General features: G+C 47.1%; 30 protein-coding genes. 11 read left to right on the plus strand and 19 right to left on the minus strand.

Translation table 11 applies throughout. From position 1 onward, the window contains the following. Nucleotides 1–67: 67 nt before the first annotated feature. The 4 genes from AYO36_RS07835 to AYO36_RS07850 form a co-directional block, all read right to left on the minus strand. Nucleotides 68–1330 carry a PTS ascorbate transporter subunit IIC gene (locus tag AYO36_RS07835; RefSeq protein WP_047395867.1) on the minus strand — a complete coding sequence of 421 codons (1263 nt, stop codon included), beginning with the start codon at nucleotides 1328–1330 and terminating at the stop codon, nucleotides 68–70. A gap of 32 nt (nucleotides 1331–1362) precedes the next feature. After that, nucleotides 1363–1629, minus strand: a complete 267-nt coding sequence (locus AYO36_RS07840) for a PTS sugar transporter subunit IIB (RefSeq protein ID WP_058705306.1) — start codon at nucleotides 1627–1629, stop codon at nucleotides 1363–1365. 3 nt (nucleotides 1630–1632) lie between these two features. Next, the gene (locus AYO36_RS07845) at nucleotides 1633–3648 is read right to left on the minus strand and encodes a BglG family transcription antiterminator (RefSeq protein WP_064300077.1); all 2016 of its coding nucleotides are present in this window, start codon (nucleotides 3646–3648) and stop codon (nucleotides 1633–1635) included. Between the two features lie 236 nt (nucleotides 3649–3884). Then, a complete protein-coding gene (locus AYO36_RS07850) occupies nucleotides 3885–4841 on the minus strand; it encodes a sensor domain-containing diguanylate cyclase (protein WP_064300078.1) in 957 nt (318 codons plus the stop codon). 386 nt (nucleotides 4842–5227) lie between these two features. On the opposite strand from AYO36_RS07850, the gene AYO36_RS07855 reads away from it, so the two are divergent. From AYO36_RS07855 to AYO36_RS07880, 6 genes are all read left to right on the plus strand, one after another. Beyond that, on the plus strand, nucleotides 5228–6220 hold the full coding sequence (locus AYO36_RS07855) for a siderophore ABC transporter substrate-binding protein (protein ID WP_064300079.1): 993 nt from the start codon (nucleotides 5228–5230) through the stop codon (nucleotides 6218–6220). A gap of 20 nt (nucleotides 6221–6240) precedes the next feature. Next, entirely contained in the window at nucleotides 6241–7236 is a 996-nt protein-coding gene (locus tag AYO36_RS07860; protein ID WP_064300406.1) for an ABC transporter permease, read from the plus strand. Next, nucleotides 7233–8297 carry an iron chelate uptake ABC transporter family permease subunit gene (locus AYO36_RS07865; RefSeq protein WP_064300080.1) on the plus strand — a complete coding sequence of 355 codons (1065 nt, stop codon included), beginning with the start codon at nucleotides 7233–7235 and terminating at the stop codon, nucleotides 8295–8297. The genes AYO36_RS07860 and AYO36_RS07865 overlap by 4 nt, the downstream gene beginning before the upstream one ends. Continuing rightward, a complete protein-coding gene (locus AYO36_RS07870; RefSeq protein WP_064300081.1) occupies nucleotides 8294–9046 on the plus strand; it encodes an iron ABC transporter ATP-binding protein in 753 nt (250 codons plus the stop codon). The genes AYO36_RS07865 and AYO36_RS07870 overlap by 4 nt, the downstream gene beginning before the upstream one ends. Before the next feature lie 27 nt (nucleotides 9047–9073). Next, on the plus strand, nucleotides 9074–9769 hold the full coding sequence (locus AYO36_RS07875) for a hypothetical protein (RefSeq protein WP_064300082.1): 696 nt from the start codon (nucleotides 9074–9076) through the stop codon (nucleotides 9767–9769). 124 nt (nucleotides 9770–9893) lie between these two features. Continuing rightward, nucleotides 9894–10673 (plus strand): HAD-IIB family hydrolase, encoded by a 780-nt coding sequence (locus AYO36_RS07880; protein ID WP_064300083.1) that lies wholly within the window; start codon nucleotides 9894–9896, stop codon nucleotides 10671–10673. Nucleotides 10674–10726: 53 nt separating this feature from the next. Here the strand turns inward: AYO36_RS07880 and AYO36_RS07885 are convergent, their stop codons facing one another. Continuing rightward, nucleotides 10727–10993: a hypothetical protein gene (locus tag AYO36_RS07885; protein ID WP_064300084.1), complete on the minus strand. Its 267-nt coding sequence runs from the start codon at nucleotides 10991–10993 to the stop codon at nucleotides 10727–10729. Nucleotides 10994–11158: 165 nt separating this feature from the next. Here AYO36_RS07885 and AYO36_RS07890 point away from each other — a divergent pair, with 165 nt between their 5' ends. Continuing rightward, entirely contained in the window at nucleotides 11159–12265 is a 1107-nt protein-coding gene (locus tag AYO36_RS07890) for a citrate synthase/methylcitrate synthase (RefSeq protein WP_064300085.1), read from the plus strand. Between the two features lie 65 nt (nucleotides 12266–12330). Here AYO36_RS07890 and AYO36_RS07895 read toward each other — a convergent pair whose 3' ends face one another. The 7 genes from AYO36_RS07895 to AYO36_RS07925 all read right to left on the minus strand — a co-directional run bounded on the left by AYO36_RS07895 (nucleotide 12331) and on the right by AYO36_RS07925 (nucleotide 19971). Continuing rightward, nucleotides 12331–12888: a DUF1349 domain-containing protein gene (locus tag AYO36_RS07895; protein ID WP_064300086.1), complete on the minus strand. Its 558-nt coding sequence runs from the start codon at nucleotides 12886–12888 to the stop codon at nucleotides 12331–12333. Between the two features lie 103 nt (nucleotides 12889–12991). Further along, nucleotides 12992–13519 (minus strand): hypothetical protein, encoded by a 528-nt coding sequence (locus tag AYO36_RS07900; RefSeq protein WP_064300407.1) that lies wholly within the window; start codon nucleotides 13517–13519, stop codon nucleotides 12992–12994. Further along, nucleotides 13516–14562: a DUF871 domain-containing protein gene (locus AYO36_RS07905; protein WP_064300087.1), complete on the minus strand. Its 1047-nt coding sequence runs from the start codon at nucleotides 14560–14562 to the stop codon at nucleotides 13516–13518. Before AYO36_RS07905 ends, AYO36_RS07900 begins: the two co-directional genes overlap by 4 nt. Nucleotides 14563–14644: 82 nt before the next feature. Next, nucleotides 14645–16018 (minus strand): PTS transporter subunit EIIC, encoded by a 1374-nt coding sequence (locus tag AYO36_RS07910; protein WP_064300088.1) that lies wholly within the window; start codon nucleotides 16016–16018, stop codon nucleotides 14645–14647. A 12-nt stretch (nucleotides 16019–16030) separates the two neighbouring features. Beyond that, a complete protein-coding gene (murQ, locus tag AYO36_RS07915; RefSeq protein WP_064300089.1) occupies nucleotides 16031–16915 on the minus strand; it encodes an N-acetylmuramic acid 6-phosphate etherase in 885 nt (294 codons plus the stop codon). A 119-nt stretch (nucleotides 16916–17034) separates the two neighbouring features. Then, nucleotides 17035–18588: a lysine--tRNA ligase gene (gene lysS / locus AYO36_RS07920; RefSeq protein WP_064300090.1), complete on the minus strand. Its 1554-nt coding sequence runs from the start codon at nucleotides 18586–18588 to the stop codon at nucleotides 17035–17037. Between the two features lie 429 nt (nucleotides 18589–19017). Continuing rightward, nucleotides 19018–19971 (minus strand): SMI1/KNR4 family protein, encoded by a 954-nt coding sequence (locus AYO36_RS07925; protein WP_231884687.1) that lies wholly within the window; start codon nucleotides 19969–19971, stop codon nucleotides 19018–19020. 156 nt (nucleotides 19972–20127) lie between these two features. On the opposite strand from AYO36_RS07925, the gene AYO36_RS07930 reads away from it, so the two are divergent. Together AYO36_RS07930 and AYO36_RS07935 are read left to right on the plus strand one after the other, a co-directional pair. Beyond that, entirely contained in the window at nucleotides 20128–21039 is a 912-nt protein-coding gene (locus AYO36_RS07930; protein WP_064300091.1) for an EamA family transporter, read from the plus strand. 3 nt (nucleotides 21040–21042) lie between these two features. Beyond that, a complete protein-coding gene (locus AYO36_RS07935; protein ID WP_064300092.1) occupies nucleotides 21043–21504 on the plus strand; it encodes a hypothetical protein in 462 nt (153 codons plus the stop codon). 79 nt (nucleotides 21505–21583) lie between these two features. Here AYO36_RS07935 and AYO36_RS07940 read toward each other — a convergent pair whose 3' ends face one another. The 6 genes from AYO36_RS07940 to AYO36_RS07965 form a co-directional block, all read right to left on the minus strand. Beyond that, nucleotides 21584–22060: a glutathione peroxidase gene (locus AYO36_RS07940; RefSeq protein WP_064300093.1), complete on the minus strand. Its 477-nt coding sequence runs from the start codon at nucleotides 22058–22060 to the stop codon at nucleotides 21584–21586. A gap of 73 nt (nucleotides 22061–22133) precedes the next feature. Then, complete coding sequence (locus tag AYO36_RS07945; protein ID WP_064300094.1) at nucleotides 22134–22352, minus strand: hypothetical protein; 219 nt, start codon at nucleotides 22350–22352, stop codon at nucleotides 22134–22136. Between the two features lie 74 nt (nucleotides 22353–22426). Next, entirely contained in the window at nucleotides 22427–22651 is a 225-nt protein-coding gene (locus tag AYO36_RS07950; RefSeq protein WP_064300095.1) for a hypothetical protein, read from the minus strand. Between the two features lie 19 nt (nucleotides 22652–22670). Beyond that, a complete protein-coding gene (locus AYO36_RS07955; protein ID WP_064300096.1) occupies nucleotides 22671–23171 on the minus strand; it encodes a GNAT family N-acetyltransferase in 501 nt (166 codons plus the stop codon). A 25-nt stretch (nucleotides 23172–23196) separates the two neighbouring features. Beyond that, complete coding sequence (locus tag AYO36_RS07960) at nucleotides 23197–23487, minus strand: hypothetical protein (RefSeq protein ID WP_035397924.1); 291 nt, start codon at nucleotides 23485–23487, stop codon at nucleotides 23197–23199. Between the two features lie 46 nt (nucleotides 23488–23533). Beyond that, nucleotides 23534–24862 (minus strand): M20/M25/M40 family metallo-hydrolase, encoded by a 1329-nt coding sequence (locus tag AYO36_RS07965; RefSeq protein WP_064300097.1) that lies wholly within the window; start codon nucleotides 24860–24862, stop codon nucleotides 23534–23536. A 107-nt stretch (nucleotides 24863–24969) separates the two neighbouring features. Here AYO36_RS07965 and AYO36_RS07970 point away from each other — a divergent pair, with 107 nt between their 5' ends. Together AYO36_RS07970 and AYO36_RS07975 are read left to right on the plus strand one after the other, a co-directional pair. Then, nucleotides 24970–25890, plus strand: a complete 921-nt coding sequence (locus AYO36_RS07970) for a tetratricopeptide repeat protein (RefSeq protein ID WP_082874202.1) — start codon at nucleotides 24970–24972, stop codon at nucleotides 25888–25890. An 85-nt stretch (nucleotides 25891–25975) separates the two neighbouring features. Next, the gene (locus AYO36_RS07975; protein ID WP_064300098.1) at nucleotides 25976–26164 is read left to right on the plus strand and encodes a hypothetical protein; all 189 of its coding nucleotides are present in this window, start codon (nucleotides 25976–25978) and stop codon (nucleotides 26162–26164) included. Between the two features lie 57 nt (nucleotides 26165–26221). Here AYO36_RS07975 and AYO36_RS07980 read toward each other — a convergent pair whose 3' ends face one another. Further along, on the minus strand, nucleotides 26222–26821 hold the full coding sequence (locus AYO36_RS07980; RefSeq protein WP_082874203.1) for a hypothetical protein: 600 nt from the start codon (nucleotides 26819–26821) through the stop codon (nucleotides 26222–26224). Nucleotides 26822–26894 lie beyond the last annotated feature (73 nt).

Below are 26894 nucleotides of genomic sequence, written 5' to 3' on the forward strand. Positions count from 1 at the left end.
TCTTTTAGTGTAACTAGAAATGAAACGCACAACTTTTTATAACGAAATAAGATGCAATGGAACCCGTTTAGCTGAATAGAGAAACAATCCAACTGATCAAAATACCGACGAACGCAAAGTCAGAATCCCCGAATGTCGTCCCTTCGAATCCGAGATTGCCGAGCAGTGGTAAGAGGAATGCCGGTAAAAAGCTAATCAGAATACCATTTGCAAATGAGCCAAGTATTGCACCTCGTCTTCCACCAGTCGCATTACCGAATACGCCAGCAGCAGCACCCGTGAAAAAGTGTGGTACTAATCCAGGCACGATGATTGATAATCCGAGTAAAGGTAAGAAGAACATTGAAATCAATCCAGCGACAAAACTGGATAGGAAGCCGATGATGACCGCGTTTGGTGCGAATGGGAAAACTGTCGGGCAATCTAGCGCCGGTTTGGCATTTGGAACTAGTTTATCCGCAATTCCTTTAAACGCTGGTACGATTTCAGAAATTAACATCCGAACACCGGCAAGTACGATATAGACTCCTGCTGCGAACGTAATGGCTTGAATGATGGAGAAGACGATATAGTTCGAACCACTCGATAATTCTTTTTCAATAAATCCTGGTCCAGCAAACAGAGCAACGACAACAAAAAGTAATGTCATCGTCAAAGAAACGGCAACGGATGTATCTCTTAAGAAGCCTAGTTGTTTGGGCACCTTAATTTGCTCAGTTGAGTGTTCTTTATTTCCTGCATATTTACCAATCGTTCCAGAAATAAAGTATCCAAGGGAACCAAAGTGGCCGACTGCAAAGTCATCAGAACCAGTGATTTGTCGAACGAAAGGTTGCAAGAGAGCTGGAAAAAGAACCATACATAATCCCAGTAGAACCGAACCTACAACAACTAATAGAACGCCACTCAATCCGGAAACTGAAAGTATTGCCGCAAGTAAACTCGCCATGAATAACGTATGATGTCCAGTCAAGAAGATGTACTTGAATGGTGTAAATCGAGCCAAAACAATGTTCATGACCATTCCGAACACCATGATCATTGCCGTCTCTACACCAAATGCATCTTGAGCAACTGCTACGATTGCTTCGTTATTTGGAATGATTCCCCGAATGCTGAATGCGTGATCGAACATTTTACTAAAGATTTCGAGTGCTGCGATGATAACACCGGCTCCTGCTCCAATAATGATAAAGCCCATGATTGTCTTCAGTGTCCCCGAAACAACTGTCGCAATATCCTTTTTTTGCAACAGTAATCCAACAAGAGCAAATATACCGAGCAAAATTGCTGGTGTCCCTAAAATATCTCGCATAAGTAAATCAAGCAAGGTCAGTCCCCCCTTCTGTTATGTGTTGTTACTTAAAGTCTCGTACTAAGTTGTGCCTTAATGTCTTCGATATTCATGACATTTTCAAGAGCAACAATGTCACGAGTGCCGTTGTCGAGCGAAATAATGATGTCTTTTGCACCTAAATAAATATCAGCCGGTTCCGTTTGTGCAGTCGAGAGATCCGTATGAGAAACATCTGCTTGTTTCCCCATTTGTTCAAGTGCCTTTTTAACGTTAAGTTCCATGATGAAACTTGATCCAAGTCCGTTTCCACATACCACTAAAATTTTCTTCATGATTTAGTCCTCCTCAGAATATGGTTCAATGATTATTTCGATATCTGTTACAGAGTTTGCTTCTAGTAAACGTGTGACATCTGCTTGATTTCCTAAAAGATTCGTCAGTTGGCTTAGCGCTTTTAGATGCGTTGTTTGATCAATGGCTGCAAGAACAAAAAACAGACGTACTTCTTTATCTTGAGGAAATAAAACAGGTTCTTCTAATTTCAAAATACTCATTCCTAGTTGAAGTACACCGTCTTCCGGTCGTGCGTGTGGAATCGCCACATCTGGCATTAAGACAATATATGGACCATGAGACTCAACGTTTTGAATCATCGTTTCGATATACGCTGGTTGAATTTTCTTTTCAAGTAGTAAAGGACTTGCTGCCACTCGAATGGCATCCATCCATGATTCCACCCGTTGGTGTATCTGTATTTGGTTTGTTGTGATTAAATCATTTAGCACCGGTTGCCCTCCTTGTAGCAGTTTTGGCTGTCTTGGATATAACAGCTGATTTAATTCCTGTCGTAACGCTGATTCACTTTGGATTGTTGCATGTTGTTTGATGACAGCAATCAAATCCTCCAATTGAATTTCATCTGATTGGTTTCGTTTTAGAAAACGCTGCTCCACCGACCGTCTTAATGTAATTTGCTCAAAACGTGTCGGCAAGGTAGGTACAAGCATGACATCTGCCTGCAAATGAATACTCTCTTCTAACGGAACTGTCGTAAAAATCACATCGATAATTTCCACGAATTGACCCACTTCACGTTGTGACACCGGTGGTAAAAATACAATCTCAGGAAATTGATTTTTTAGAATGTAATCAAGCATATGCGATACACTAATCCCACTTGGACAGACAACAATTGCTTTTAACTTTTTATCCAATTGCTCTCCTTGCTGATTTAGATGTGTGGCAAAGTGAAGCGTATAATACATGATTTCGACATCTGGTATGTCTTGATTCATCAACTTGCGGAATGGTTCTAACGCTTTCGATACAAGAACATGTAATACTTGGTGTTCTTCCATGACATACCGCTTTAATTCCGATGATGATTCCAAACCTGAATAGAGGCGCTGCATCGTAGCTTTCGAGTGAAGTACTAACTTTTCACAAAGAGCCTCTTTTTCGATAATGAAAGTGCAAGAAATCGTCTCAAAATGAGTAATCACCTCATGCATGATTTTGAAAAGACGAGCATGAAGATCTTTTTGAATTTCCTCTTCCACCTTCGGACCACTTTGGATAAGGAGATCTAACGTATCAACAAATAATGTCCGTTCTTCGAAATAAGAAATGAGAGTTGAATCAATGTTCTTCACGAACAGCGGTTCTTCACTGGGTACAACTTCCTTGATAGCTATTGATCGACCTAACATCAAAAAATAAGATAGTTTCTCTCGATGCTCTTCTACAAATTGGAATTGTTGTTCTGCTTCATATGATTCAATGTGTTGTTTCGCTTTAATTAAACGCTCTGACCAATCATCAATGATCATAGACATCAAATCGTTTTTCGTAGAAAGTCGAATTAATCGCTCAATCGCTCGGTACATATACAAATAAATCGTTTGTAGATGCCCATAGAAGTGATATCCATCTTTTCGAGAATAATTGAGCGTAATCCCAAATTGAACCGCGTCTTTTTTCACAGCGTTTAAACTTTCTTGCACTGTAAACTTCGATACATTTAACAACTGCTGATAATGAACGGAAGATACAAAATCTTTTTCCACCATCGTATAGAATGTGATCAACAACTCACGTTCTTCTTCCGAAAAGATTAATTCAGCTTTCTCTAATTTCTCTCCAATCCCCTTATCAGATGGAATCGTCAAAATCGGTCCATTCACATCAATCAACGGTAATTGATGATATCCAAGCCATTCTTGAATACGTTCGATTTCATACTCTAAAGTTCGTTTAGAATACGGTAAGATTGTTAATAAAAATGGAATTTGTACGATTTCTTCATGAAGCATCACATGAAGGATTCGTTTACTTTTTTCGTTCAATAACATAAGTGGAGGCCTCCTACGCATTCAGTATAAAACGAAAACACCATCTTTTTGTAAGCGTTTACGATTGATGTTTGTTCTTACTATTAACAAAAAACTGTCTCTAATTCTTGAGAACAAAAAAACACTCATTCGTCACATGAGTGTTTTACAAGCGATTTAATTTTTATTTGTATTTTACCATAATAAGCCAAACAACCTGTTCTATACCGAATAAATATTCTTCAGATTGATAGTCTTCACTCTTTTACTAACTCATAAAACTGATACGTATTCTTCCCAGACGACTTAGCGGCATATAGCGCAACATCCGCTTGTTGTAACAAGGCTTGCAACTCTGGACGAAATGCGGTGTCATACAACACGATCCCGATACTCGTCGACACGCGGTAGTCCGTTTCCCACTCACTTAACGAAGTGACGATCCGCTCTGCAAGTTGTTCCCACCCTGCCCTTGAATCCGAATGACCGAAGTGAAGAATGAATTCATCACCGCCTAAGCGTACGGCCATCGCGTCGTCTTGTTCGCGGGCGAACTGTCGCAAGCGTTGCGCGACCTCTTGCAGAACGATGTCTCCCGTCTCGTGTCCATAGACGTCGTTGATCTTCTTAAATCCATCAAGATCAAGGAAGAAGACGGCTCCTGTCTGCCCGGGATGCTCCTCGAACTGCTTGGTTAAGTACCGCCGATTGTGCAGTCCTGTCAACGCATCCTTCCAAGCATGACGCTCAAGCTCCAAATAATACAAGAAGAGTCGGACGATCCGTTGCAATAACCGGATGTTCTTTTGTTCATACAAGCTGACCCGATTATTGATTGCACATAATGTGCCGAACGTCTCCCCGCTCGTCAAGACGATTGGAATACCTAGATAGGAGCGGACGTGAGCCTCCTCCAGACCCTTTCGCCAGTCGCCGAGTTGTTCCGCGTTCGGAATATCTTCGAGCACGACCGGCTGTCTCGCCTCGAAATCAATCAGCTTACATAACGATTGGTTCAATTCAATCTGCATGCCTTCCACCATCGGGATATCTGCTTTGTCGTTCGCAATCTTCAACATCCGTTGTTGTCCTGCTTCGATCGCTGATAAATACAGCATCTGGTCCGGTAGAATCTCTTTTGCAAAATCGAGGACATCATCCGCCAATTCATCAAAATTTTGATACATCTTCAAGTCTTCAAATGCTTGATTCATACAGCACCTCATTTCGAAGTCATCTTCTGCAGCGTCTCTGATTTGAAAAACGAAAAGGTTACATTTATTACCACTTTCTCTTTTGACTATCGTTTAAACCTATTTTTGTAAAAAGCGTTCGATGGTCCTAATTTTAGTCCTAAATGAGAAAGATTATCATTTTTTTATTTTCGTATAGTTTATAGAAGGTAAAAATTCGGACAGCCAGTTGGCTGGAAATGAGCGTTGCGTCTTCTAAAATCGTCTGCTATCATTCTCGGTGAACATGACAATGATAATCATTATCACTTATTGAGAAAAGATTAATCACTTAGGTATACATAATCCATCTGCTACTCAATCCGTGATCCATGTTTATCAAATCGAACAAGAGGAGCTGAATCATCATGGGGAAATGGAAAACACCACTCGTCGTGAGTTCGCTTGCTGTCTTATTGGCGGCATGCGGGAACGCAGGAGAAGCAGACACGAAGAAGGACGCAGAAGCACCGAAGACGGTCAAAATCAAAGACGCACACGGAACGGTTAACGTCCCGGTCGATCCGAAGAAGGTCGTCGCACTCGACAACCGAACATTCGAGACGCTTGCCGCATGGGACGTCGAACTCGCAGCAGCACCAGTCGGACTGCTCCCGGCTGAGTCACCGTATGCGAAAGATAAGGATATCGTCGATGTCGGCATGCACTTCGAACCGAACCTCGAAGCAATCGCTGGTGTTAATCCGGACGTCGTCATCGTCGGGCAGCGCTTCGCTGATCATTATGAAGACATCAAAAAACTCGTTCCGAACGCTGCTGTCATCGACCTTGACATCGCTTTACCGGAAGACTCTGGTACGCCAGGTGAATTACTCGTCAAAGGACTTGAAGATACGACTGAAACACTCGGACAAATCTTCGATAAAAAACAAGAAGCGGACCAGCTCGTGACAACGCTTGAGAAATCGATCAAAGACGTTAAAAAATCGTATAACGGACAGGACAGCATCATGTCGGTCATCGTCTCAGGTGGCGATATCGGTTTCTCGGCTCCGATGAGTGGACGTGTCTTCGGACCGATGTATGATCTGTTCGACTGGAAACCAGCCCTCGAAGTCAAACAAAAATCGGGCAACGACCAAGGGGACGAAGTCTCGGTCGAAGCAATCGCTCAAAGTAACCCGGACTGGTTACTCGTTCTTGACCGCGACGCACCACTTGGAAACGCTGAAGGTGCCGTACCGGCGCAAGACGTCATCGACCGCGCGCCTGCCCTGCAGAAAACAAAAGCAATCAAAGACGACAATATCGTCTACGCACCAAAAGATACGTACTTGAATGAATCGATCCAGACTTACTCGGAATTCTTCAACGATATCGCGAAAGCACTTGCGAAGTAATGGCACACGCACAGCAACAAATGAATGGAAGAGTTGAGCCACCCGCTCGACCTTCCTTTTCTGTCGTTTGGACGAAGCCGTTCGTCTTGACCTTATGTCTCGTCTTAGCGCTCGCAGCGGCTTCCCTCTTCACGGGCGTCTACGAACTACGGAGTGCAGCGAACGATTTCGATATGTTCTGGATCACACGTGTTCCGCGGACACTCGCCTTGATGCTGACGGGTGCTGCGATGGCAATGGCTGGACTCGTCATGCAACTGATCACGCAAAATCGGCTCGTTGAACCGACGACGACGGGAACGATCGAATGGGCGGGACTCGGACTGTTAGCCGTTTACTTACTCGTTCCGGCACCGTCATTGATGATGCGGATGAGCGGTGCCATCGTGTTTGCGTTCATCGGGACGATGGTCTTCTTCTGGTTTCTCCGTTCGGTCCGACTGCGTTCATCGTTGATCGTCCCGATCATCGGTCTGATGCTCGGAGCTGTCATCTCCGCGATTTCGACGTTCCTCGGGTTGTTTTTCCGTGCCAGCCAGGCGATCGAAGGCTGGTTCGTCGGCTCGTTCGCATCCGTCCAGATCGGTCGCTACGAATACCTCTGGATCATCATCGGTGTCACAGTCTGTATCTTCTTTCTTGCGAGTCGCTTGACGCTCGTCGGACTCGGCGAAGACGTCGCGACGAGTCTTGGCGTCAACTACAATCGACTGATGCTGATCGCGACCGGGCTGATTGCCCTATCAGTCGGTGTCGTCGCGACCGTCATCGGCAATCTGCCCTTCCTCGGCCTGATCGTTCCGAACATCGTCTCGATGTTTCGCGGTGACGATCTCCGTAGTAATCTGCCGTGGGTCTGTCTGATTGGGATGGCGACGATTCTAATCAGTGATTTGATTTCACGCACGATCATCCGTCCGTTTGAACTACCGGTCTCCTTGATTCTCGGAACGGTCGGGGCAGCCGTCTTCATCATCATTCTGTTACGTCGACGGAAGACTGGAGGTGTCAGATGAGTACCGCAATCAAACAACAAGAACATACACGAATTCAACCGAGCGTTACACGTGAAACCAATCGCCGGGCGTCTGCGTTTCAGTCGAAACGACTCGAGCGCCGCTACTGGATTCTCCTCATCCTGTTCCTCAGCGGCGGAGTGCTCAGTACGATCGGTCTCTTGCTCTACAATAATCCGGTTCCGTTTGATTCTCCGTCCTTTTGGCCGGTCGTCGAACGCCGGATCACCGCCGTCATCACGATGGCGATCGCAGCAATTTGCCAAAGTCTTGCGACCGTCGCTTTTCATTCGGTCACGAGTAACCGGATCATCACACCGTCCCTACTTGGTTTTGATGCTCTCTATTCGACGATCCAGACATCGATGATCTTCTTCTTCGGTGCGGGAGCACTCGTCGGCTTTACCGGCACGAGCGCTTTTTTGACACAGGTCGCGATCATGCTCGCGATGAGTCTCTTATTATACGGATGGTTGTTATCCGGAAAATACGCGAACCTGCAGCTGATGTTGCTCGTCGGAATCATTCTCGGCACGGGTCTGAACTCGCTGTCGTCATTCATGCGAAAGATGCTCGCACCGTCCGAGTTCGATATCTTACAAGCACGATTATTCGGTTCGGTCACGAATGCCGACGCATCTTACTTCCCGATTGTCATTCCGGTCGTCCTCATCGTCGGTCTCTTGCTCTACTTCTCGTCAAGACGACTCAACGTCGTCGCGCTTGGAAAAGAGGTCGCGACATCGTTCGGCGTCAATCATCGTGGCAGTGTCATCTACTTCTTGATTCTGATTTCACTCCTGATGTCGATGTCGACGGCATTGATCGGACCGTTGACGTTCTTCGGCTTTTTAGTGGCGACACTTAGTTATCAGGTCGCTGCGACGTATGATCACAAATACGTCTTCCCGATGGCATTCGCAATTGGTTTCTTCGTTTTGACGACTGCCTATTTCTTCATGTATCACATTTTCAACACGCCAAGCGTCGTCTCCGTCATCATCGAACTGTTCGGCGGCCTGATATTCCTTGTCGTGTTGCTCAGAAAGAGGTCCCTATGATATCACTTGAACAAGTTAAAAAATCGTATACGGATGAGGTCCGAATCGGTCCAATCGACTTAACGATTCCTAAAGGCGGATTCACGGCGTTGATCGGTCCAAACGGTGCCGGTAAGTCGACGACGTTGATGATGATCGGTCGTTTGCTTGATCTCGATGCCGGGCAGATTGAAGTCGCTGGCATGGATGTGACAAGTAGCAAATCGAAAGACTTAGCGAAGATCATCACCATCCTGCGGCAGGAAAATCATTTCGTAACCCGGCTGACAGTCCGGCAGCTCGTCGGCTTCGGACGTTTCCCCTACTCAAAAGGTCGCTTGACGGCTGACGATGAGACGATCATCTCGAAATACATCGATTTTCTCGAGTTGACGTCGCTTGAGAACCGCTACCTCGACGAATTATCGGGTGGTCAGCGGCAACGGGCGTATGTTGCGATGGTGCTCTGTCAGGAAACGGAATACATTCTACTCGACGAACCTCTCAATAATCTTGATATCGCCCGCTCGGTCCAGATGATGGGTTATCTACGACACGTCGCTGATACGTTCGGACGGACGATCATCACCGTCTTGCACGACATCAATTTTGCTGCGAAATACGCAGACCACATTTGTGCGATGAAGGATGGACAAATCGCCGCCTTCGGAACGGTTGCCGAAGTCATGGATGAAGCGCTATTATCCGAGATCTTTGAGACTCATCTTGAGATCATCGAAGGTCCATACGGTCCGATTGCTGTCTATTGATACTTATATAGAAATGAGGAATGAATGATGCAGATCGATTGGCTATCCCTAGAACAGGTAACGCAAGAAGGCGAACTCACTTACACGTTTCACTTGAAACGTCCAGATGGTTTCGTTTGGGAAGAGGGCGCCCATACGCATATGGCGCTAGAAGGGTTTAATGCAGGCGAAAAGCCGAACCGCAGTCTGATTCGGCATATGTCGATTTCGACGCTCCCTCATGAAGGAACGATCGGCATCACGACACGGATCAAACCGGAATGTTCCGTCTTTAAGGAGACACTTCGGCAGCTGAAACTAGGTGAGAAGATTGCTTTGTTTAAGACGCATTCGAACGTTCCGCTACGCCGGGAACATCGTTCGGTGTACTTACTGTCAGCCGGCGTCGGTTTGGCAACGTTTCGACCAATCATCCTGCAACATCAGGCTGATAGAAGTGGCATTCCGCACATGTACTCGTTGAATGTCGACTCGGCGCGCACTGAACTATTCAAAACTCAGCTTCCTTCGCACGAGCAGTTTAGCCCCGCTTATGTCGAGAGTCGCTCCGCTTACTACGATGCTGTCAAAGCGATGACAGCGGACAAGGAAGGGTTGTTCTACATCGTTGGTAGTGATGAATTTCTCCGAGACACGATTGACGTGTTGCAGGCTGCTAACATTCCGGCAGCACAAATCATGATTGATAAACGTCAGGACCAGCGAGATACGTTTTTAGCATAAGGTACCAATGATTAGACTTCAGCATTGACTGGAGTCTTTTTGTTTTCTCAAAATAAAGAATTGGTATGTTATCTGTAAATATTTGTTATGATAAGTGCATCAACTGACTTTCGGAGGGTTGCTTATGAATTTTGTATTTGATCTCGACGGCACAATCTGTTTTAAAGGAGAACCGATGTCTCAAGACATCGTACAGGCGCTTCATGCAGTCGAGGACGACGGGCACCGTGTAATTTTTGCTTCAGCACGTCCTATCCGTGACATGCTACCCGTCATTCATCCTTCATTCCACGACCATATCTTAATCGGCGGAAACGGATCGTTGGTCGCATCGGAACAAACAATCGTTCAGTCCAAATCGTTCGACGATCGTGAGCTTTCCCTTATTACGGGATTACTCGACAAGCATAAAGCCACATATTTAATCGATAGTGACTGGAATTATACATATAACGGACCGCAAGACCATCCTATCCTGAACAATCTAGATCCGGCTAAGACGGCACAAAACGTTCCGCTAGCTCACCATGATCGAATCATAAAAATACTTATTTTGAGTGCCAACAATCTGAAAGCCTTAGAAAACGAGCTACTTCGAATGGATGTCGTTGTTCATTATCATGGATCGGAACAAGTATTGGACATTAGTCCGACTACCATCAATAAACGGACTGCTTTACAAACACTCGGTATCGAGAACGAGGGATACATTGTTTTTGGGAATGACGCGAATGATATCGAGCTATTCAAAGGAGCACAGTATGCGGTCATGATTGGAAGCCATAAATCACTCCGTTTTTACGCAGATCACACCATTGACTCCACCAGTCATTTAGAATCTCACATAGTCGAACAAATCAGGCATCTAAGCCAAAAATACGTCTATTCCACGTCGTATTCCTAAATAACGCCTGGTGAAATTTTCGGATCAATAGTTAAATCTCTATCAATAGTTACTCATCCAAAGAGGAATACGATGGGTAAGAATAATCCGCTCATCAAGAGCATTCCTACTAGGACAGCGATACTCGATTTGAAAACCGACAGCGTTTGTTCTTCTAGTGGCTTAAATCGTTTTACGGGAATGAGCATGGTCAATGAAGCAACGACTAATGCCATTGGCTCAAGAATCGTTCGGCTCACTGAAAAGAAAATATCGATCATTAAAAAGACATGTAATACAAAGAAAAATCCCAATAAGCGAATGATCATTGCTTTATTCATATGTACTCCTTCATGGTTACTATAAATTTGATTTGTTTCATGAAACAGAATGCACTTTAATTATAGCGCTCCACAGAATAATTTTGGAAACGCATTCAAATAACTGGTGATTTGGTATCGTTGTAAGTCATACTGACAGTAGATATTAGAAAAGGAGTGTTGAAGATGGAATACAAAAAAGGACTCGAAGGCGTCATTGCCGCTGAAACACAAATCGGTTTAGTCGATGGAACGTTAGGTCACCTTATCTATCGCGGACACTGGGCGAAGGAACTCGCATTATCCTATTCATTCGAAGAAGTGGCGTATTTCATCTGGAACGGTGCGTTCCCGACTGAAGCGGAACTGGTCACATTCAAGGAACAGATGACGAGCTACCGTGAACTTCCTTCTTATATTAAGACGATTCTCGATACATTGCCGAACGAGATGGATGTCATGAGTACGATGCGAACAGCAATCTCGGCACTCGGCACACCTGCTTTCGCTTGGCCACCGACAATTGATCAAGCGATGCACGTAACAGCACTCTTACCAACGATCATCGCCTATAAATATCAAAAAAATCAAGGTGCTGACTTCATCGAACCGAATCCGGAACTCGATCATGTCGCGAATTACATCTATATGATCAAAGGACAATTACCGAGTGACGTCGAGATAAAAGCATTGACGGCGTATCTGATCCTAACGATTGAACACGGCATGAATGCTTCAACGTTCGCTTCCCGAGTCGTCGTTTCGACGGAATCGGAAATGATCTCTGGCGTCTGTGCCGCGATTGGTTCCATGAAAGGACCGCTTCATGGTGGCGCTCCGTCAGAAGTCATTGAGATGATTGATGAAATCGGAACGATCGATAACATCGAACCTTGGATCCGGAACAAGTTAGAAAAAGGCGAAAAACTGATGGGCTTTGGTCACCGCGTCTATAAAACACGCGATCCGCGTTCAGAAGCCTTAAAAGTCGTCTCAAAAGATCTCGCGCAAGAGAGCGATTGGTTCAACCTGATTACACAAATGGAGCAAACAGCGATTGATTTGCTCGAGGAATACAAACCGGGTAGAAAACTGTATACGAATGTTGAATTCTTCGCGGCAGCCGTCTTAAAAGGACTCGACATTCCGAAAGAACTGTTCACACCGACGTTCACCTCTAGCCGTATCATCGGCTGGACGGCACACATCCTCGAACAATCGCAAGACAACCGGATCTTCAGACCACAATCGTCATATACAGGACAGATGCCGGAACAAGCAGCTAAGTTTTGATTAGTCTCTAGTTACGATCAAAAAAATAGACCGATGCCTGACATCGGTCTATTTGCTATGGCGTTTTATTCAACGATTGTGTCTAATGAGAAATCTAGTACTTCCACTCCACACCCTGCCGCTTCTACATCCGGACTACACGCATACGGTCCAATCTTCAAATCGGTCACGTCATGTAAGTGTGCGATTCGGAGTTGCTCTTTGTGCTCTCCTGACACGTGATACAACGTGACGTCTTGATTGAGGTAATGGAGTTCAAAGACAAGTGGTGCATCAAACAGCGTATTGTCGACATCCCGACACGACCAGTCCGAGTACCCGAAGCTCGTCACGACGGCACCAAGATGCGATGGACCATTCGGAATGAACTCAGCCGAGACCTTCACCCAGTGATCGTCGTTCACATAAAGCAAAATCCCCGCTTGATCATATGTCGCATTCGGATTTAACTTTACTTCGATCCGGCACTTGAACTCCCTTTTCGGAGCATCCTGCAACAGTGCATGCCCCGTCAGACGGTTGAACTGATAATGGGTATTGCGCCAAAAATCCGTATCCGGATCTGTCATGAAGCGTAATGGTGTTTCCTGTTCGATACGTGTCGGTCGATTGATCCACTTCATTGATAATATATCCTCCCTCTTAACGTCCTCTTAACTTCCGTAACTTTCGATAGCCACGAATGAGCATATCGAGCATACAATCCCTCCTATTTTCGATGAACCCTTAGACTACTTGACGAAGTCGTTGCATATCCTTATTCAATGCTGATCGTTTCAAACGTCTGTTCCGTATTAAGTATTGCACATCTGACCGGTTATCGTACATAAGTTGGATATGGAAATAATTGATATATTCAAGAATTGCGAATACATATAATAACAAGGTAAGTTGTGTTCCGGAGACGGGAAGCTCAGATCGGAAACGCATCCAATCGATTCCGAACGCACACGCTGTCAGGACGATCAAAGCCAGATTGATGACACGACAGTGACGTAATCGTCGGACGACGGGTACCGGGGTGACTGACGTTCCTTCCTTCTTCAGACGCCTTGACTTGCTGTACCAATACCAAGCTCCTTGAATCAACAACAGCTCAAACAAAAACAGTGACATCCAAAAGGCACTGAGTTCAAATAACTGCAGTCGTGGAAAGACACGATTCCCAAACCAACTCAGCGGTAAAATCGTGACGACCGTGAACAATTCTCCTCGGTACAGATAGGCGAGTCGTTCCGCAACGAGCTGCTTCATGGCGTCACCCATTCGATCCGGAACTTACTTCCTGGACCAAGCCGTGCGATCAATGGTTGATCAGCCTCAATCACACGTCCGAGAACGTTGACTCGCTCATCTGCCGACAAATTACGTTTCGTGATTTGAACCTCGCCTGCGTATCGTCCGTATTTTTCATTATCGATCGTGATTGTTCCAAGCGGACGGGCAGACGGGGCTTGCGGTGTTAGGTCAATCGACGATGGCTTCATCCGTGATTCGACGGACCGAATGACATCCCGCGCTGGATCAAACCGATTCGTTTCCGTCTCCCGTTGTGCTTGCTGTCCGTTCGCGAGTGCCCGCAGTACGATGATTCCGTCTTGCTCTGCTTCGAATTGCCGAATCGTCGCCTCCGTCAATCGTGGATCCCCAACAAGAATTCGGTCAACGGTCGATTGTAAGTCGATGTAACTGGCGAACGGTGCCGCATTTCGGTGTTCTTCAAGTGTTGGTAACGTCTCAAACAACGGTCCACGGAGTGTCTCGTCACCCGGTATGAACGCTTGAACCCGTAACCCTTGCGTCTGCAACCAGGCATTCTTTTCGTCAAACCATGTCCGGTCGAGTCCCGTTTCCGGTCGCGGATAAAAATTATGCCACGCTTCCGTGTGATCGATTCGCAGACCCTGTGCCTGCATCTCCGTCAATTCGTCTGCTGTTAACGTACTGGCGTTCAGCGCAACCATCATTTGGTTCGATAACGTCGCGATTTGCTGCGGACTGATGCCGTAATCAAGACGTAGTCCGGTGACACCCCAGTCCGTTAACGTCGTTGCCGTCTCCCATGTCTTGCCGAGCGTCGCGAGCGACGCCGGTGCGATGTCCGCTACGAGTTCGAATCCAAGCTCACGTGCTAAACGACCGAGCGCTTGCAAGCGTTCGACGTACAGTGAAGAATCGTCCTCGGGAATATGTAGCGATGTAAAGAGCGACGTAAAGCCAACAGCGCGCATCCGCTGTAGCCACTCGCTCGTCTCGTCTGTGATCGGTTCACTTAAATAGATTGATAATCCTTTCATCGACTCACTCCTTCCCTTCTCTACTTAGAGAAAAAGCAGCTGATTCCTTCTTTTTCGAAGGATTCAACTGCTTTTCAATACCTTAAATACCATCTGCCATCTCTTCTTTAAAGCCGAACCAATACGTGAACAGGAATCCTGCCGCGTACGAGATGACGAGACCACCGATGTACGTCAAGTACATTCCGTTATCGATCAACGGTGTCAATGATAAACCGGATACGCCGACTCCAAGCGCCGTCGTCTTCATCGTTGCTTGGAAGGCACCGCCGACTGCTGCGCCGAGACATGCCGTTACGAACGGACGACCGAGCGGCAACGTAACACCGTATAACAATGGTTCACCGATTCCAAGGAAACCGACCGGAATCGCACCTTTAATGATGTTACGCAGGCGCGGATTGCGCGTCTTGACGAAAATCGCCATTGCCGCCCCGACTTGACCCGCTCCTGCCATTGCAAGAATCGGTAAGAGTGGCGTGTTGCCAATCGTGTTCAAGAACTCGAGATGGATCGGTGTCAGTCCATGATGAAGACCGACCATGACGAGTGGTAGGAAGAAGCCGGCCAGTACTGCCCCGGCAAGTGGTCCACCGACCTCAAGTACGGCATTGATTGCTTTCATGATACCGTCAGACAGCAGTCCCGCAACCGGCATGATCGCATAGAGCGAGGCGAATCCGACGATCAGCACCGTCAACAATGGCGTGAAGATGATATCAATCGATGCGAGCATAAAGCGACGGATATGCTTCTCAAGATAGGTCATCAACCACGCAGCAAAGATGACACCAAACAAGCCGCCCCTGCCTGGAACGAGCGGTTCCCCGTAAATCGTGATGTCCGCAAGCACGGGGTTGAATAGAATCCCACCAGCAATCGCCCCGAGCACCGGCGTCCCACCGAACTCCTTCGCCGTATTCCATCCGACAAGGATTGCGAGATATAAAAAGACCGTCCCACCAATCAAGAGTAAAATCTGCATCCATGTCTGTGTTGCATCGACACCCGCATTCTTAGCAAAGTTCGCACCGCCGTTGATGATCCCCGAAGCGACGAGTCCCGGAATGAGCGGAATGAAGATGTTCCCGATTCGGCGCAAGAAACGTTTGAACGGTGACTGTTGTTTTGCTTTTACTTTTTGCCGTTCGACAGCTGCTCGTTCTTCTGGCGTTAAATTCGGATCCACGGACTCTTCCCCGATCGCGAGTCCTGTTTCGCGACTTAAGTGGTCGGCTACCCGATTGACCGTTCCCGGACCGACAACGATTTGTAACATCTCGTCATCGATGACCCCCATGACCCCATCAATCCGCTTTAACGCATCGATATCTGCTTGCGTCGGATCCTTTAACGATAAACGAACCCGCGTCATACAGTGCGCAAGCTGCCGGAGATTATCTTTTCCACCGACGTGCTCGAGAATCGCGTGTGCCAGCACTTCTTCCTTCTTCATCGTGTTTCCCCCTTAGAGTGCGTCTCGGACAAATCCGTTCGCTTGCTGTAATCGTTCGACGGCTTCCGCATGCGGAACATTCGCGAGAATCATGACGATCGCCGTCTTGACGTGCCCGTGTGCTTCATGGCAGACACGCTCCGCCGTTACGGCATCGACTCCTGTCGCCTCACGGATCATCCGCTTCGCCCGAATCTCCAGTTTTTCGTTCGTTGACTGGACGTCGACCATCAGGTTTTGATAGACCTTGCCGACACCGATCATCGCCGCCGTCGAAACCATGTTCAAGACGAGCTTTTGTGCCGTTCCAGCCTTTAGTCTTGTTGACCCCGTCAAGACTTCCGGACCTGTTTCGACTTCGATCGCATAGCGTGCGTGCCCACTGATGACCGCATCCGTGTTGCAAGAAATCGCTGCCGTCACCGCTCCGACTTCCTTCGCGTAATCAAGCCCGCCGATGACATACGGCGTTCGACCGCTTGCTGCGATCCCGATGACCGTATCACGAGCTTCTAGCTGGAGCCCTTTCAAATCGTCGACGGCAAGCGTCCGACTATCCTCTGCTCCCTCGACCGCTTTGATCAACGCGCGTTCGCCGCCAGCAATCAAACCGACGACCATGTCTGGTGAGACCCCGAACGTCGGCACACATTCTGCCGCGTCAAGAATCCCGAGTCGTCCGCTCGTACCAGCACCGATGTAAATCAAGCGTCCTCCGTTTTTGAATGATGCAATGACGTGTTTGACGACTTCCGCGATGACAGGAATTTGTTCCCGAATGACCGTCGCGACCGTTTGATCCTCAGCGTTCATCACCCGTAAGACATCTTCGACTGTCATCTCATCGAGTTGCATCGTCCGTTCATTCCGACGTTCCGTTGCTAATTGATCTAACATCTGCTTCACCCTTTCTCTTCCCTCCCTTTATTATACAATTAAGAAATTTTAATTCAATATTATTTATTTAATTTTGAAATTAAATTTCTATATATAAAAATAAGGTTTTGTCCTTCATTTCAGGCTCGGTCCCTTGATTTCCTGCTTGTTGTAATTTCCTCATTCACAAAGTCCAGTAACGCAGACATTCGCTCCCGACCAATCGTCGCGACGAGTAACGGGATGCGTGGTCCGTAGGATTGATTGATCGTCAGTTGATAGAGTAGCGTCGCATAGTGTTTCTGCAGGCGAAGCGTCTCCTTTTTTTCAGCTTGCCGTGTCAAACGGTAGAAAGCAGCAAGGATGTCTTCATCCGTTCGGAGAGCAGCGACGAATTGTCCGATCCAGTCCTGTTCCGTTTCCGTTAGTTGCGCATGTAGTTCACGATTCGGAACAGTACTGATTTGAAGTTCCCGTTCCGGACACCACTGCGTAACGAAAGTACGGGCACGGTCAATCTGTTCAGGCGGAACGCTCGCGCAAAACACATTTTCAATTAAATCAGGGTCAAAACCAACCATCGGACCAATCATCGTCAACTGCGTAAACGAAACAAGATGAGCAGTTCCACGATGACTCCAACGAAGACTTTGCTGAATGTCTTCGGATTGACGCGATGAGTGTGCGACAAATCGCTCGAACTCACTGTAATTGCGTAACACATCTTCATCTAGCCCGATATGAAAGGCGTGATTCGGACGATGTTTCGCAAATAAGAACAGAAGAATGCTCGGTGGATAGACGGCGAGTAGATCTTGCGGAGTCAAGACACCACCGCTTGAACTCGACATTTTTTTCGACTCCCCTTTTAGACGAATGAATTCATACGGGAGATAGAGCGGTGCCGGCTGTCGGAAAATTTCTTGCGCAATCCGGGACGAAACCGTGTAACTTCCGTTTGCTGCTGAATGATCCTTTCCACCCGGCTCGAAATCGACGCCTTCATGTGCCCATCGCATCGCCCAGTCGACTTTCCAGTTCAATTTCATCCGATGTTCCGTCCGCATATCGACCGTTGCCATATGACCACATCGACAGCTGTAATGGTACGTGGCTTCAGCTTCATCGAACGAATCGATTGTAGTCGCGTCGGTTCCACAAGCAACACAATAGACGGTCGCCGGGTAAAACGCTGCTCGCTCATCATCGGATCCTGCCGCTGTCTTATGGTCGATCAAGATGTCATAAATCGCGTGACGATGGCGAAACGCGTGGATGATTTGTTCAGCATAAATGCCAGACGTATAGGCTTCGTGTTGATAACGGTAGTCTGGTGTGATCTCGAATGCTGCCAGCATCGTTTCGAATTGCTGTTCAAAGTACGTCGCGTAACTCATGTCGGATCGATCCGGTGCCGGAACGGCGCTATAAGGCATCCCGATATATCGAGTAAATGCTTGATCGACATCCGCGGGTACTTTCCGGAACCGATCGTAATCGTCCCACGAAAACAGGAAGCGGACGTCTTTACCGAGGTCTTGCAGCGCACGCGCAACGAAGTACGTCGTGACGACTTCCCGAAAATTGCCGATATGAACGGGACCCGATGGACTGATCCCGGCAGCACAGACGTAAGTCTCTTTATCTGGCTGACGTTCGATGATGGTTCTTGCAGTGTGTTCTGCCCAATGCATGATGATTCCTCCAGTAGTAGACAAAAAGCTGATTTTCGCCCGTTAGTTGCCTAAAGGACGAGAATCAGCTTCCCGTGGTACCACCTTTGTTCGTCCGCCTGTCACCAGACGAACCTTCACATGTACAATCATACATGCTCTCGATAATGGGAGAACCCATCGTAGCATCATCCATATCGGAATCCGTACGAAGCTCGGAGGCTTTTTTCGGAGAGAAACCCGGTCATCCGCTCTCACCATCTCGGACTCGCTTGGCACCATCAATTTCTTCCTACTCTTCTCGTCATCGCCTTGATTATGTAATTTTGATTAGCATACAGATTCATCCAGTTCGTTGTCAATTCTTTTTTGAAAGATGAGGTGATACAAGATAAAAGCTTTATTTTGATTTTCGATGGTGAAAATCATCGAATTCGAACATTGATTATATCATTCCCATCCTGGAAGTGGTCGTGGTGGTTCCTCAACAAAGGCACGATATCCATCGAAGCGCAGTCCTTGACGTTGCGGATTATGGTTACGAATCAACGGATCACCTGTCTCGTCCTCGTTCTGCCAAAACCGATGTTCCGTTTGAAAAACCATGATCGACGAATACTGGAATCGCTCTGCCATTAGATATTCTCGAACCGATTGCATCACTTGTTCAAAGCGCGAATCCGAGTCGTAGCTTGAACCAAGGCGTTCTTGTTCTTGTTTCCCTTCGAAAATCTTAACTGAGAAATACGCATCCCTTTTCGCAATCGGATACTCGATTTCAACGCGAACCGAGTCGACGAAGCGAATCGGTCGTGGTTTGCTCACTTCCTCTTCAGAATTGTGATTCTCTACATAATAAGCATCTGTTGCAATCGAGAAGTCCTTGAACTCCCAGAACATATCGCCTTGCGCAATAATCGCATACTCGAGGAACGTGCCGAAGTTCTGTCCAATCGGGTCAGTCGCCTCTGTCGATAACTCATGAAACATCCAGTGCATATACGGTGTCTCATCTGTCTTTGCATCTTCCGTCTGGATCAAGACGTATCCTTCGTTCATTTCGCCAATCATCAAGAAGTGATCATAGTCTTCATGGATCAGGTCGTCCTCTTTAGCCTGGATTGTCATTTCAATGACTTTTTCAAGTGGATAGAGTTCGATACCAAGACCTTGGATCATGAACAACTCCGCTCCGTCATGTAAACGAAGGAATGTCTTATATTCACTTGGTAACGTTAGTTTGAACTGTTTTTCAAATGACTGAATCGCCTGTTCCGTCACCGGATCATTCAAATTGAATTGAGCGATTCCTGTATCGTATCGCCGCTGAATAAAGGTCGACCCGTGATTGATTTTTTGTGATAAGACGTCAAGTACCGCTTCGATTTGGTTCATTTCTTTCATGGGTCCCACCCTGTTCATTTTCGTATTCGTGAATGATACGACTTCACCCTATACACCATACCATTTTTTCAATTATTTGGTGTATTCCATCCTACGCGTTCTGTGGTATTCTCGTTCTAATATCATTTTAAAAAATTGCATTCGAAGAGGTGACCCATGTCTAAATCATCATCGATGTTGCTCATATTACTCGCTGCGATCTTTTGGGGCACGACAGGAACCTCACAAGCCTTTGCGCCGGAAGATGCACATCCGATTGCGATTGGTGCCGTTCGTCTGGCTGTCGGTGGACTGTTCTTACTCTGTCTCGTTCTCTTCAAAGGAACGCTGACGTTACGCGACTGGCCGGTGCGAACGATTTTACTCGCTGCCGTCAGCATGGCGGCTTACCAGCCACTGTTCTTCTCAGCTGTTTTGATGACCGGTGTCGCCGTCGGTACTGTCGTTGCGATTGGGAGCGCGCCGATCTTTTCCGGCTGTATCGAGTGGCTGTTCCTAAAGAAACGTCCAGCGTTGCTGTGGTGGGCATCGACCGGACTATCGATCACCGGTTGTCTGTTGCTCCTTAACAATCAAGGAACAGTTGCGATCGATCCAATCGGGATCATCCTTGCACTCGGTGCCGGACTATCGTTTGCCGGGTATACGTTCGTCAGCCGTGACCTCGTCAAGACACACGCGCCGCTGTCAGTCGTTGCCGTCATTTTCACGACAAGCGCCTTGCTGTTATCGCCTCTGCTGTTTTTATTCGACCTCTCCTGGTTGTTCACGTCACGTGGTGCTGGAATCAGCCTCCATCTTGGCGTCGTTGCGACCGGACTCGCTTACTGGATATTCGCGAAAGGACTATCGAACGTACCATCGTCGACTGCCGTCACGCTCTCGCTCGGTGAGCCGCTGACTGCCGCCTTGCTTGGTGTGTTCGTCCTTGGTGAAGAATTAAGTGGTACGGCTTGGTTCGGAATCTCGTTATTATTACTCGGAATCGCCTTATTGATTGGTTCGTCTCGCCTAGCAGCGCGCCAAACCGTTTTGACAGAAGAACGACAAACTCGGACTGGAGGCTAAATCATGCAAGAAATCACGCTTGAGAAACTACAATTTCGCGAAGATTATCACATCGGACTCAATCAGTTCTTGATGGATGTCGCAAATGGTAACCGATTGATCTTTCATTTTCGTGGGCATACGGAGGAGACGATGGTCATCGTCGGCGACTACAGCTGTAATTACTTCCGATTGACCTTCGAGGCGGATGCGATTCTGCTTCGTTCACCGGACCTCTATGAACTAAAAGAAGATGTCGAGATCAACCCGATTCCACTTCTGACGCTGACCGATTCAAAGTTGCTGACATTCGCACGTGAAATGATGAATCTCGATCCTACAAAAGACTGGGTTCATTACTGGCTTCGTGCGTTCGAGCAGGATTTTCATGTCTTGTCCCCCCGTCCACCGGTTCTGACCGATCTCGGGCATAAGCGCAGCGATGCGATTGTCAAGCATTCCTTTGATTCGTTCATCGTTGAATGACATAAAAAAAGCCCTACCTCGCCAAAGGTAGGGTATTCGTTCGTCCCGCCCAACGACTCGCGCCGGACGGTTACTATGATTATAGATACAAGGATAAGGTTTTCTCAACCGACTGGACGGAATCGACCGGACTGAACCGCTGTACGACACGTCCTTGGCGATCGATTAAAAACTTCGTATAGTTCCATTTGATCTTTGACGACAGTAGACCCGACCGTTCGCGTTTTAGGAATGTATAAAGCGGATGTTCATTTGGTCCATTGACATTTATCTTCTGAAACATCGGAAACGTCACGCCATAGTTCAGCTGACAGAACTGCATCGTCTCTTCCTGACTCGCGAACTCCTGCTGATTGAATTGATCGCACGGAAAGCCAAGCACCGTGACTCCTTGCTCGTCATATTTATCGTACAATGCCTGTAGTTCGCCAAGTTGTTTGACGAGCCCACATTTGCTTGCCGTGTTGACGATCACGAGGACACGCCCCGCATAGTCACCTAATGAAACAGTCTCGCCCGCTGCGTTTTGTACGGTTGCATCGTATACGGTTTGCATGTTTCCCAGCTCCTTTGCCCCGAGTATAAGACAAAACGCGCACCCTGTCGTTTTCAGGCATGCGCGTAATGCTTTACCAGATCGTCTCTTCTTTGTCGCTCAGTTTGATGACGAACGGTAGGATCAAGACGAACAAGAGACTGACGTATCCGAGCGATACGTAATGTTGCGAGTCTTTTGAAATGTATTGCTTCACGCCGCAGTTCGGACATGCTTTCCCATGTTTCGCAAATCCAACAGCGAGCACTTCTTTCGTTTTGAACGTATATTGGCAATTCGTACAACGTACCATCTGATCATCTCCTTCTTCCTTATCTACTGGTGGATTCAGGAAAAAGTTTCATGAAATCGAAGGTAATCGACATCTTACCTCATCGATTCTTCTCGGCCGCTCAACCGAATCAGAAACGGCAAGAACAGGACGAACAAGAGACTGATATTCCCGAGTGAAAGATAAAATTGTGACTTCCGGGACATGTATTGTTTCACGCCATAGTTCGGACACGTCTTGCCTTTCCCATGTATCGCAACACTGACAGCGAGTACTTCCTTTGTGCTGAACTTATACTGACAATTCGTACAGCGTGCCATGACATCATCTCCTTTTCTGTTATCTACTGATAGATTTTGGAAAAGGTTCCGTTGCGTCGATGGGTTGTAAACGCATTTTCAAAAATTCATAGCTTCCACCATTCGTCGCCTGTTGGAAGCGTTCGACTGAAAGGAAGCCACTTTTCGTATACAAGCGAATCGCCCGCTCGTTGAATGTCGCGACAGCTAATTCAATTTGTTTAGGTGCATACCGGTCCATGATGAACGCAAGACCGGCTTCTAAAAATGCCACTCCATTTCCTCGTCCCGTCAAGTCTGGTCGCATGCCAAGCCCGACATCAACGACGTCTGCATTTGGTTCGAATACATAATAACCAATCAATTCTTCCCGATCCAACACAGCGAAGTAATGTTCCGTTCGCTTTGCTGGATCGAGAAATTCTGCTAAATCTTCTTCGTCATTCGGCATATCATAAAATGCAAACGTCCCGTCATATTGCCACTCGTAGGCGATCTGTTCCGCCTGTCGTTGCGTCAGCGGTGAAAATGTATAGCTCATCAGGATTCAGCTCCTCTTCGATTCGTCAACGAGATCGATTCTTTCGGTAGTCTAACAGTAGCGGCAATACGTTTAATCCGATCGAAATGAACGTCAACACCCACAGTGCCCGCTCCATGCCCGGTACGACGTCTTGCAACGCTGCCCAGTCCTCTCGCGCCACGAATTCCGCGACAAGTCGGTATTCGGCGCACAGCGTCAGTGCCGTAAAACTCAGTCCGAGCACCATCAGAAAACGATAGTCCTTACCGATCAAATAAAAGATGATGTTCAGTGCAGTAAAACCAATCGCCAGTAAACCCAGTATGATCCACATCGAATCGTCTCCTCTCACCTCTCTTTTTTACTATATTTGGAATCCATTAATCGGTATATCCGCCTAGAGTTGGATTTTCTGTCCGTTCAGCGAAATAACGCTCGAGCAGCCGATGATGGAGTAACGTTTCGACCAAACGGACGGTTTCGAGCGTAGCTGCAAAATCAACCTGTTCAAAATCCGTATGCTCATGCAGATAGCCGACGGACAAGTTGACAGCTGGAATAGCTCGTAGCGTGAATAGTTTCGCATCACTGCTCCCCCCGTACCGTGTCGTTCGCCAATCTGGCATATCATTCAACAGACCTGCTTGCTCAAAACATGCACCAAAAGCCGTCTCACAAAAATCAAACTCGCCATAACAACCTGTAACGATGTCGCGTGTACCACGGCGATCAAAGACGATTGCTGCGTCGACGTCCTCTAAAAAGGACGCGTCCATCGCTTCCGCACCACGACAACCGATTTCTTCTTCGACTGAAAAAGCGAGCTTGATCGTTCCGCGGAAGTCAGTCGCTGGGATGCGTTCCATGAGTTCAAGAATCGCAGCGATGCCCGCTCGATCATCTGCCCCGAGAATCCCGTTTGAGCTCGTTAAGATTGTTCCTTCCTGAAACAGCGTCCGGTACGAATCGATGCGTTCGAATGTATCGAGATGTGCCGATAATAAAATGACCGGTCCTTCCCCTTGATGGTAGGTCACGAGTAGGTTTCCTTTTTCATCGACAAAAGAATCGTCAGCAAACCGGCGGACTGCCTGTTGTAAGCGACTGCGAACCATCTGTTCCCTTCTGCTTTGTCCAGGAATTGCGAGCCATCTTAGTAGACGCTTTCTAAAGCGTTGCAACTCCAGTTCTTGTATCGTCGTTGCGTCTTGTTTGATGCGGTATAAGACTTCCGCTAAATCGAGCAATAGCGAACGCTGACCTCTCACTTCAAGTTGAATCCACCGACTTTGTAAGGACACGGTCAACCCTGGAACTGCGTCTGCCGCTAAACGAAGCAAATACCGTTGCTGGTTCGTCAGCAAATCCTGCGTATATATCCGAGCAGCTCGTTTACCGTGACCGTCACAACAGGAACTTGTCAAAATCCCAAGATCGTTCAACATACGAATGACGCCTCGGACATACCCGTCAAACAGATGATAGGGTAACTCCTGTTTTCTTGGATCAAACAATGCCTCCATCCCATGATCGTCAAGTGGTGCATAGCGATGTTTTGCTTCTTCGATCCAATCGAGAATCTCTTCATCCGTCGCTTCTTGTTGACCCGCTCGTTGCATGACATCTTGTACACAAGCTGACCATGTCGGTTCCTCGATGACTTCCCCACTTAAAATGCCATATCGGATCCATTTGCTTTCGTTTCTCATCTCACTTCGACTCCTTTAGTGTTGGTATCTATAGAGTAGCAACACCACTGTGACAGCTTGTCACACGCGTTGGTCCGCCCTATGATGAAAGAAAAGAGATAGAAAGGATGAAAGAGATGATAACGAGTTATGCACGAGCGCAAGAACTACACCGCACCATTCGGGAAACGACGGATCGAGATAAAAGAAAACAATTAGAAGACGAACTAACGAATCTGTATGTCCGCCAAGCGGAGTACTCAAAATTTTCGGAGACGCCGGATTATGACGCAGCGCGTCGCGCATTGACTATGGCAATTCGCCTTCGTCCGAAGCATCCACTTGCGAATTATCGTCTCGGCTATATTCATTATGTCAATCGTCAGTATGCGGAAGCGATACGTCACTTCAGCCGAGCGCTCGACGGTACGGTCGACGCTGCTCTGAGAGACATTCAGACGACACTGACGCATATGTTTGTCGTCAACTGCAGCATCTACCTGGCTCGCGAATCACTTGCTGAACTCGAATACCGAGAACACGAGGAACATCCGGACGAAGCGGCACGACTCAACAAATACCGAAACGAATTACTCGTTGAAGATGAGCACCTGTTCGATCGTCTCTATTACCGAAAAATCCAAGATGGAGCGGAGATATTGATCAATGAACGTTCATTTCAGGAGTATCAAGCTGACAATCAAGAAATCGTCTTACGAAGCAGTTCAGAGGGAACCTTCGTCGAGTGGGGCAAACAAACTATCTTACTGAATCCAAACGGTTTCTTGACACTCTTCGTGATTATGACGAACACGACATCAACATATCCTGCGCTAGCCGAGCGATTGACGGAATTGAGTGGTCAAGTGATAACATATGATCATGTTCGCCAGTTACTGCGTCGTTTACGAAGTGATCTATTTTTCTTTCAGGACATCGTCCAAACGACACCACTTCGCATGAATGATGGCACACGAATGAATGGCTTTTCTGTCGCTGATGATGTGAAGGTGACGGTTTTATGTCGAGCGGACCATTTGTTGATGTAGGAAGATAAATGGATATCATTTGTAAATGAATGATTCGAGCGCTATACTCTTACTTTTGCATCCGCTACTTAGGGGGAGATTACGCATGGAATCACTGAAGGAGTCATATGTAAAGCTTGACGGGTACGTCGTCGTCAAAAAAGATGGTGGTCATGTACCACAAGAGGAATTTCTCGTCGAATTCACCCGCTGGCTAGAGACAAAAGGTCGTGGCTGGACAGGGCATTCTACTCAAGTCGATCAGGACGGCAACGCCATCGATAATATCAAATAACTACATATCGCAAAAAGACCGGTCGAAGGAGGATTCCTTTGACCGGTCTTTCAATTGCTACTCCATGAAATTGATTCGTACTCCGATGATTTGTTTATCTCGATTTTTCTTTACTTTCAGATGATAGATACCGTCTCCATATCCCGACTCGGTCATGATACCCGCTTGAAACAAATGGACGTCCTGTTGACCGAAAAAGAGTTCCTCGGCTAGTTCCTCCTCACGAAACGCAACATCATCACCAATCAGTACAAATCCCGAATCAATCGCAATCTCATGCGAGCGCGTCCATCTGCCCGTCGGCTGATCGACACCTTCGTATACTGAAAGCAAGCGAACCGTCCCATCTGAATCATATGTGACGGAAGCCGTCCATGCGCCAGACTTCACTTGCTCCAAGACAATCGATGCTACATCTTTTTCATTCGAATCCGTCACGAGCAGTCGATGACTACTAACACTAAAAGTACCCAGGGTAATCTTTTTATTAGCCCGGTCACGTAACATTTCGGATTCTACCCATTCGTTGAGTGAAGAGGCACAGTATTTTTCAAGTCCCTTTTTAGGATGCCACGTGAAGACGAGCTCTTGTAAAAAGCGACGTCGAATCCGGTAGCATAACCGTCTACCATCTAAATGTTCACCAAAGCAAATCATATCTTCCGGTAAACCATCTGGACGATTTATGTGATGGTGGATGATATCTTCGACTTCAGAATGACTCGATTCA

Origin of the sequence: Exiguobacterium sp. KKBO11 (assembly GCF_001644945.1) — a bacterium.
GTDB lineage: Bacteria > Bacillota > Bacilli > Exiguobacteriales > Exiguobacteriaceae > Exiguobacterium_A > Exiguobacterium_A abrahamii.

Excerpts from the sequence above, each read along its gene's own strand:
- AYO36_RS07895 (WP_064300086.1), bottom strand. The coding sequence starts at position 12,888 with ATGAAGTGGATCAATCGACCGACACGTATCGAACAGGAAACACCATTA.
- AYO36_RS07950 (WP_064300095.1), bottom strand. The coding sequence starts at position 22,651 with ATGGCACGCTGTACGAATTGTCAGTATAAGTTCAGCACAAAGGAAGTA.
- AYO36_RS07965 (WP_064300097.1), bottom strand. The coding sequence starts at position 24,862 with ATGAGAAACGAAAGCAAATGGATCCGATATGGCATTTTAAGTGGGGAA.
- AYO36_RS07850 (WP_064300078.1), bottom strand. The coding sequence starts at position 4,841 with ATGAATCAAGCATTTGAAGACTTGAAGATGTATCAAAATTTTGATGAA.
- AYO36_RS07855 (WP_064300079.1), top strand. The coding sequence starts at position 5,228 with ATGGGGAAATGGAAAACACCACTCGTCGTGAGTTCGCTTGCTGTCTTA.
- AYO36_RS07935 (WP_064300092.1), top strand. The coding sequence starts at position 21,043 with ATGCAAGAAATCACGCTTGAGAAACTACAATTTCGCGAAGATTATCAC.
- murQ (WP_064300089.1), bottom strand. The coding sequence starts at position 16,915 with ATGTTAGATCAATTAGCAACGGAACGTCGGAATGAACGGACGATGCAA.
- AYO36_RS07960 (WP_035397924.1), bottom strand. The coding sequence starts at position 23,487 with ATGTGGATCATACTGGGTTTACTGGCGATTGGTTTTACTGCACTGAAC.
- AYO36_RS07865 (WP_064300080.1), top strand. The coding sequence starts at position 7,233 with ATGAGTACCGCAATCAAACAACAAGAACATACACGAATTCAACCGAGC.
- AYO36_RS07930 (WP_064300091.1), top strand. The coding sequence starts at position 20,128 with ATGTCTAAATCATCATCGATGTTGCTCATATTACTCGCTGCGATCTTT.
- AYO36_RS07955 (WP_064300096.1), bottom strand. The coding sequence starts at position 23,171 with ATGAGCTATACATTTTCACCGCTGACGCAACGACAGGCGGAACAGATC.
- AYO36_RS07860 (WP_064300406.1), top strand. The coding sequence starts at position 6,241 with ATGAATGGAAGAGTTGAGCCACCCGCTCGACCTTCCTTTTCTGTCGTT.
- AYO36_RS07890 (WP_064300085.1), top strand. The coding sequence starts at position 11,159 with ATGGAATACAAAAAAGGACTCGAAGGCGTCATTGCCGCTGAAACACAA.
- AYO36_RS07885 (WP_064300084.1), bottom strand. The coding sequence starts at position 10,993 with ATGAATAAAGCAATGATCATTCGCTTATTGGGATTTTTCTTTGTATTA.
- AYO36_RS07910 (WP_064300088.1), bottom strand. The coding sequence starts at position 16,018 with ATGAAGAAGGAAGAAGTGCTGGCACACGCGATTCTCGAGCACGTCGGT.
- AYO36_RS07845 (WP_064300077.1), bottom strand. The coding sequence starts at position 3,648 with ATGTTATTGAACGAAAAAAGTAAACGAATCCTTCATGTGATGCTTCAT.
- AYO36_RS07940 (WP_064300093.1), bottom strand. The coding sequence starts at position 22,060 with ATGCAAACCGTATACGATGCAACCGTACAAAACGCAGCGGGCGAGACT.
- AYO36_RS07970 (WP_082874202.1), top strand. The coding sequence starts at position 24,970 with ATGAAAGAGATGATAACGAGTTATGCACGAGCGCAAGAACTACACCGC.
- AYO36_RS07945 (WP_064300094.1), bottom strand. The coding sequence starts at position 22,352 with ATGGTACGTTGTACGAATTGCCAATATACGTTCAAAACGAAAGAAGTG.
- AYO36_RS07875 (WP_064300082.1), top strand. The coding sequence starts at position 9,074 with ATGCAGATCGATTGGCTATCCCTAGAACAGGTAACGCAAGAAGGCGAA.
- lysS (WP_064300090.1), bottom strand. The coding sequence starts at position 18,588 with ATGCATTGGGCAGAACACACTGCAAGAACCATCATCGAACGTCAGCCA.
- AYO36_RS07975 (WP_064300098.1), top strand. The coding sequence starts at position 25,976 with ATGGAATCACTGAAGGAGTCATATGTAAAGCTTGACGGGTACGTCGTC.
- AYO36_RS07925 (WP_231884687.1), bottom strand. The coding sequence starts at position 19,971 with ATGAAAGAAATGAACCAAATCGAAGCGGTACTTGACGTCTTATCACAA.
- AYO36_RS07840 (WP_058705306.1), bottom strand. The coding sequence starts at position 1,629 with ATGAAGAAAATTTTAGTGGTATGTGGAAACGGACTTGGATCAAGTTTC.
- AYO36_RS07980 (WP_082874203.1), bottom strand. The coding sequence starts at position 26,821 with ATGATTTGCTTTGGTGAACATTTAGATGGTAGACGGTTATGCTACCGG.
- AYO36_RS07870 (WP_064300081.1), top strand. The coding sequence starts at position 8,294 with ATGATATCACTTGAACAAGTTAAAAAATCGTATACGGATGAGGTCCGA.
- AYO36_RS07905 (WP_064300087.1), bottom strand. The coding sequence starts at position 14,562 with ATGAAAGGATTATCAATCTATTTAAGTGAACCGATCACAGACGAGACG.
- AYO36_RS07900 (WP_064300407.1), bottom strand. The coding sequence starts at position 13,519 with ATGAAGCAGCTCGTTGCGGAACGACTCGCCTATCTGTACCGAGGAGAA.
- AYO36_RS07880 (WP_064300083.1), top strand. The coding sequence starts at position 9,894 with ATGAATTTTGTATTTGATCTCGACGGCACAATCTGTTTTAAAGGAGAA.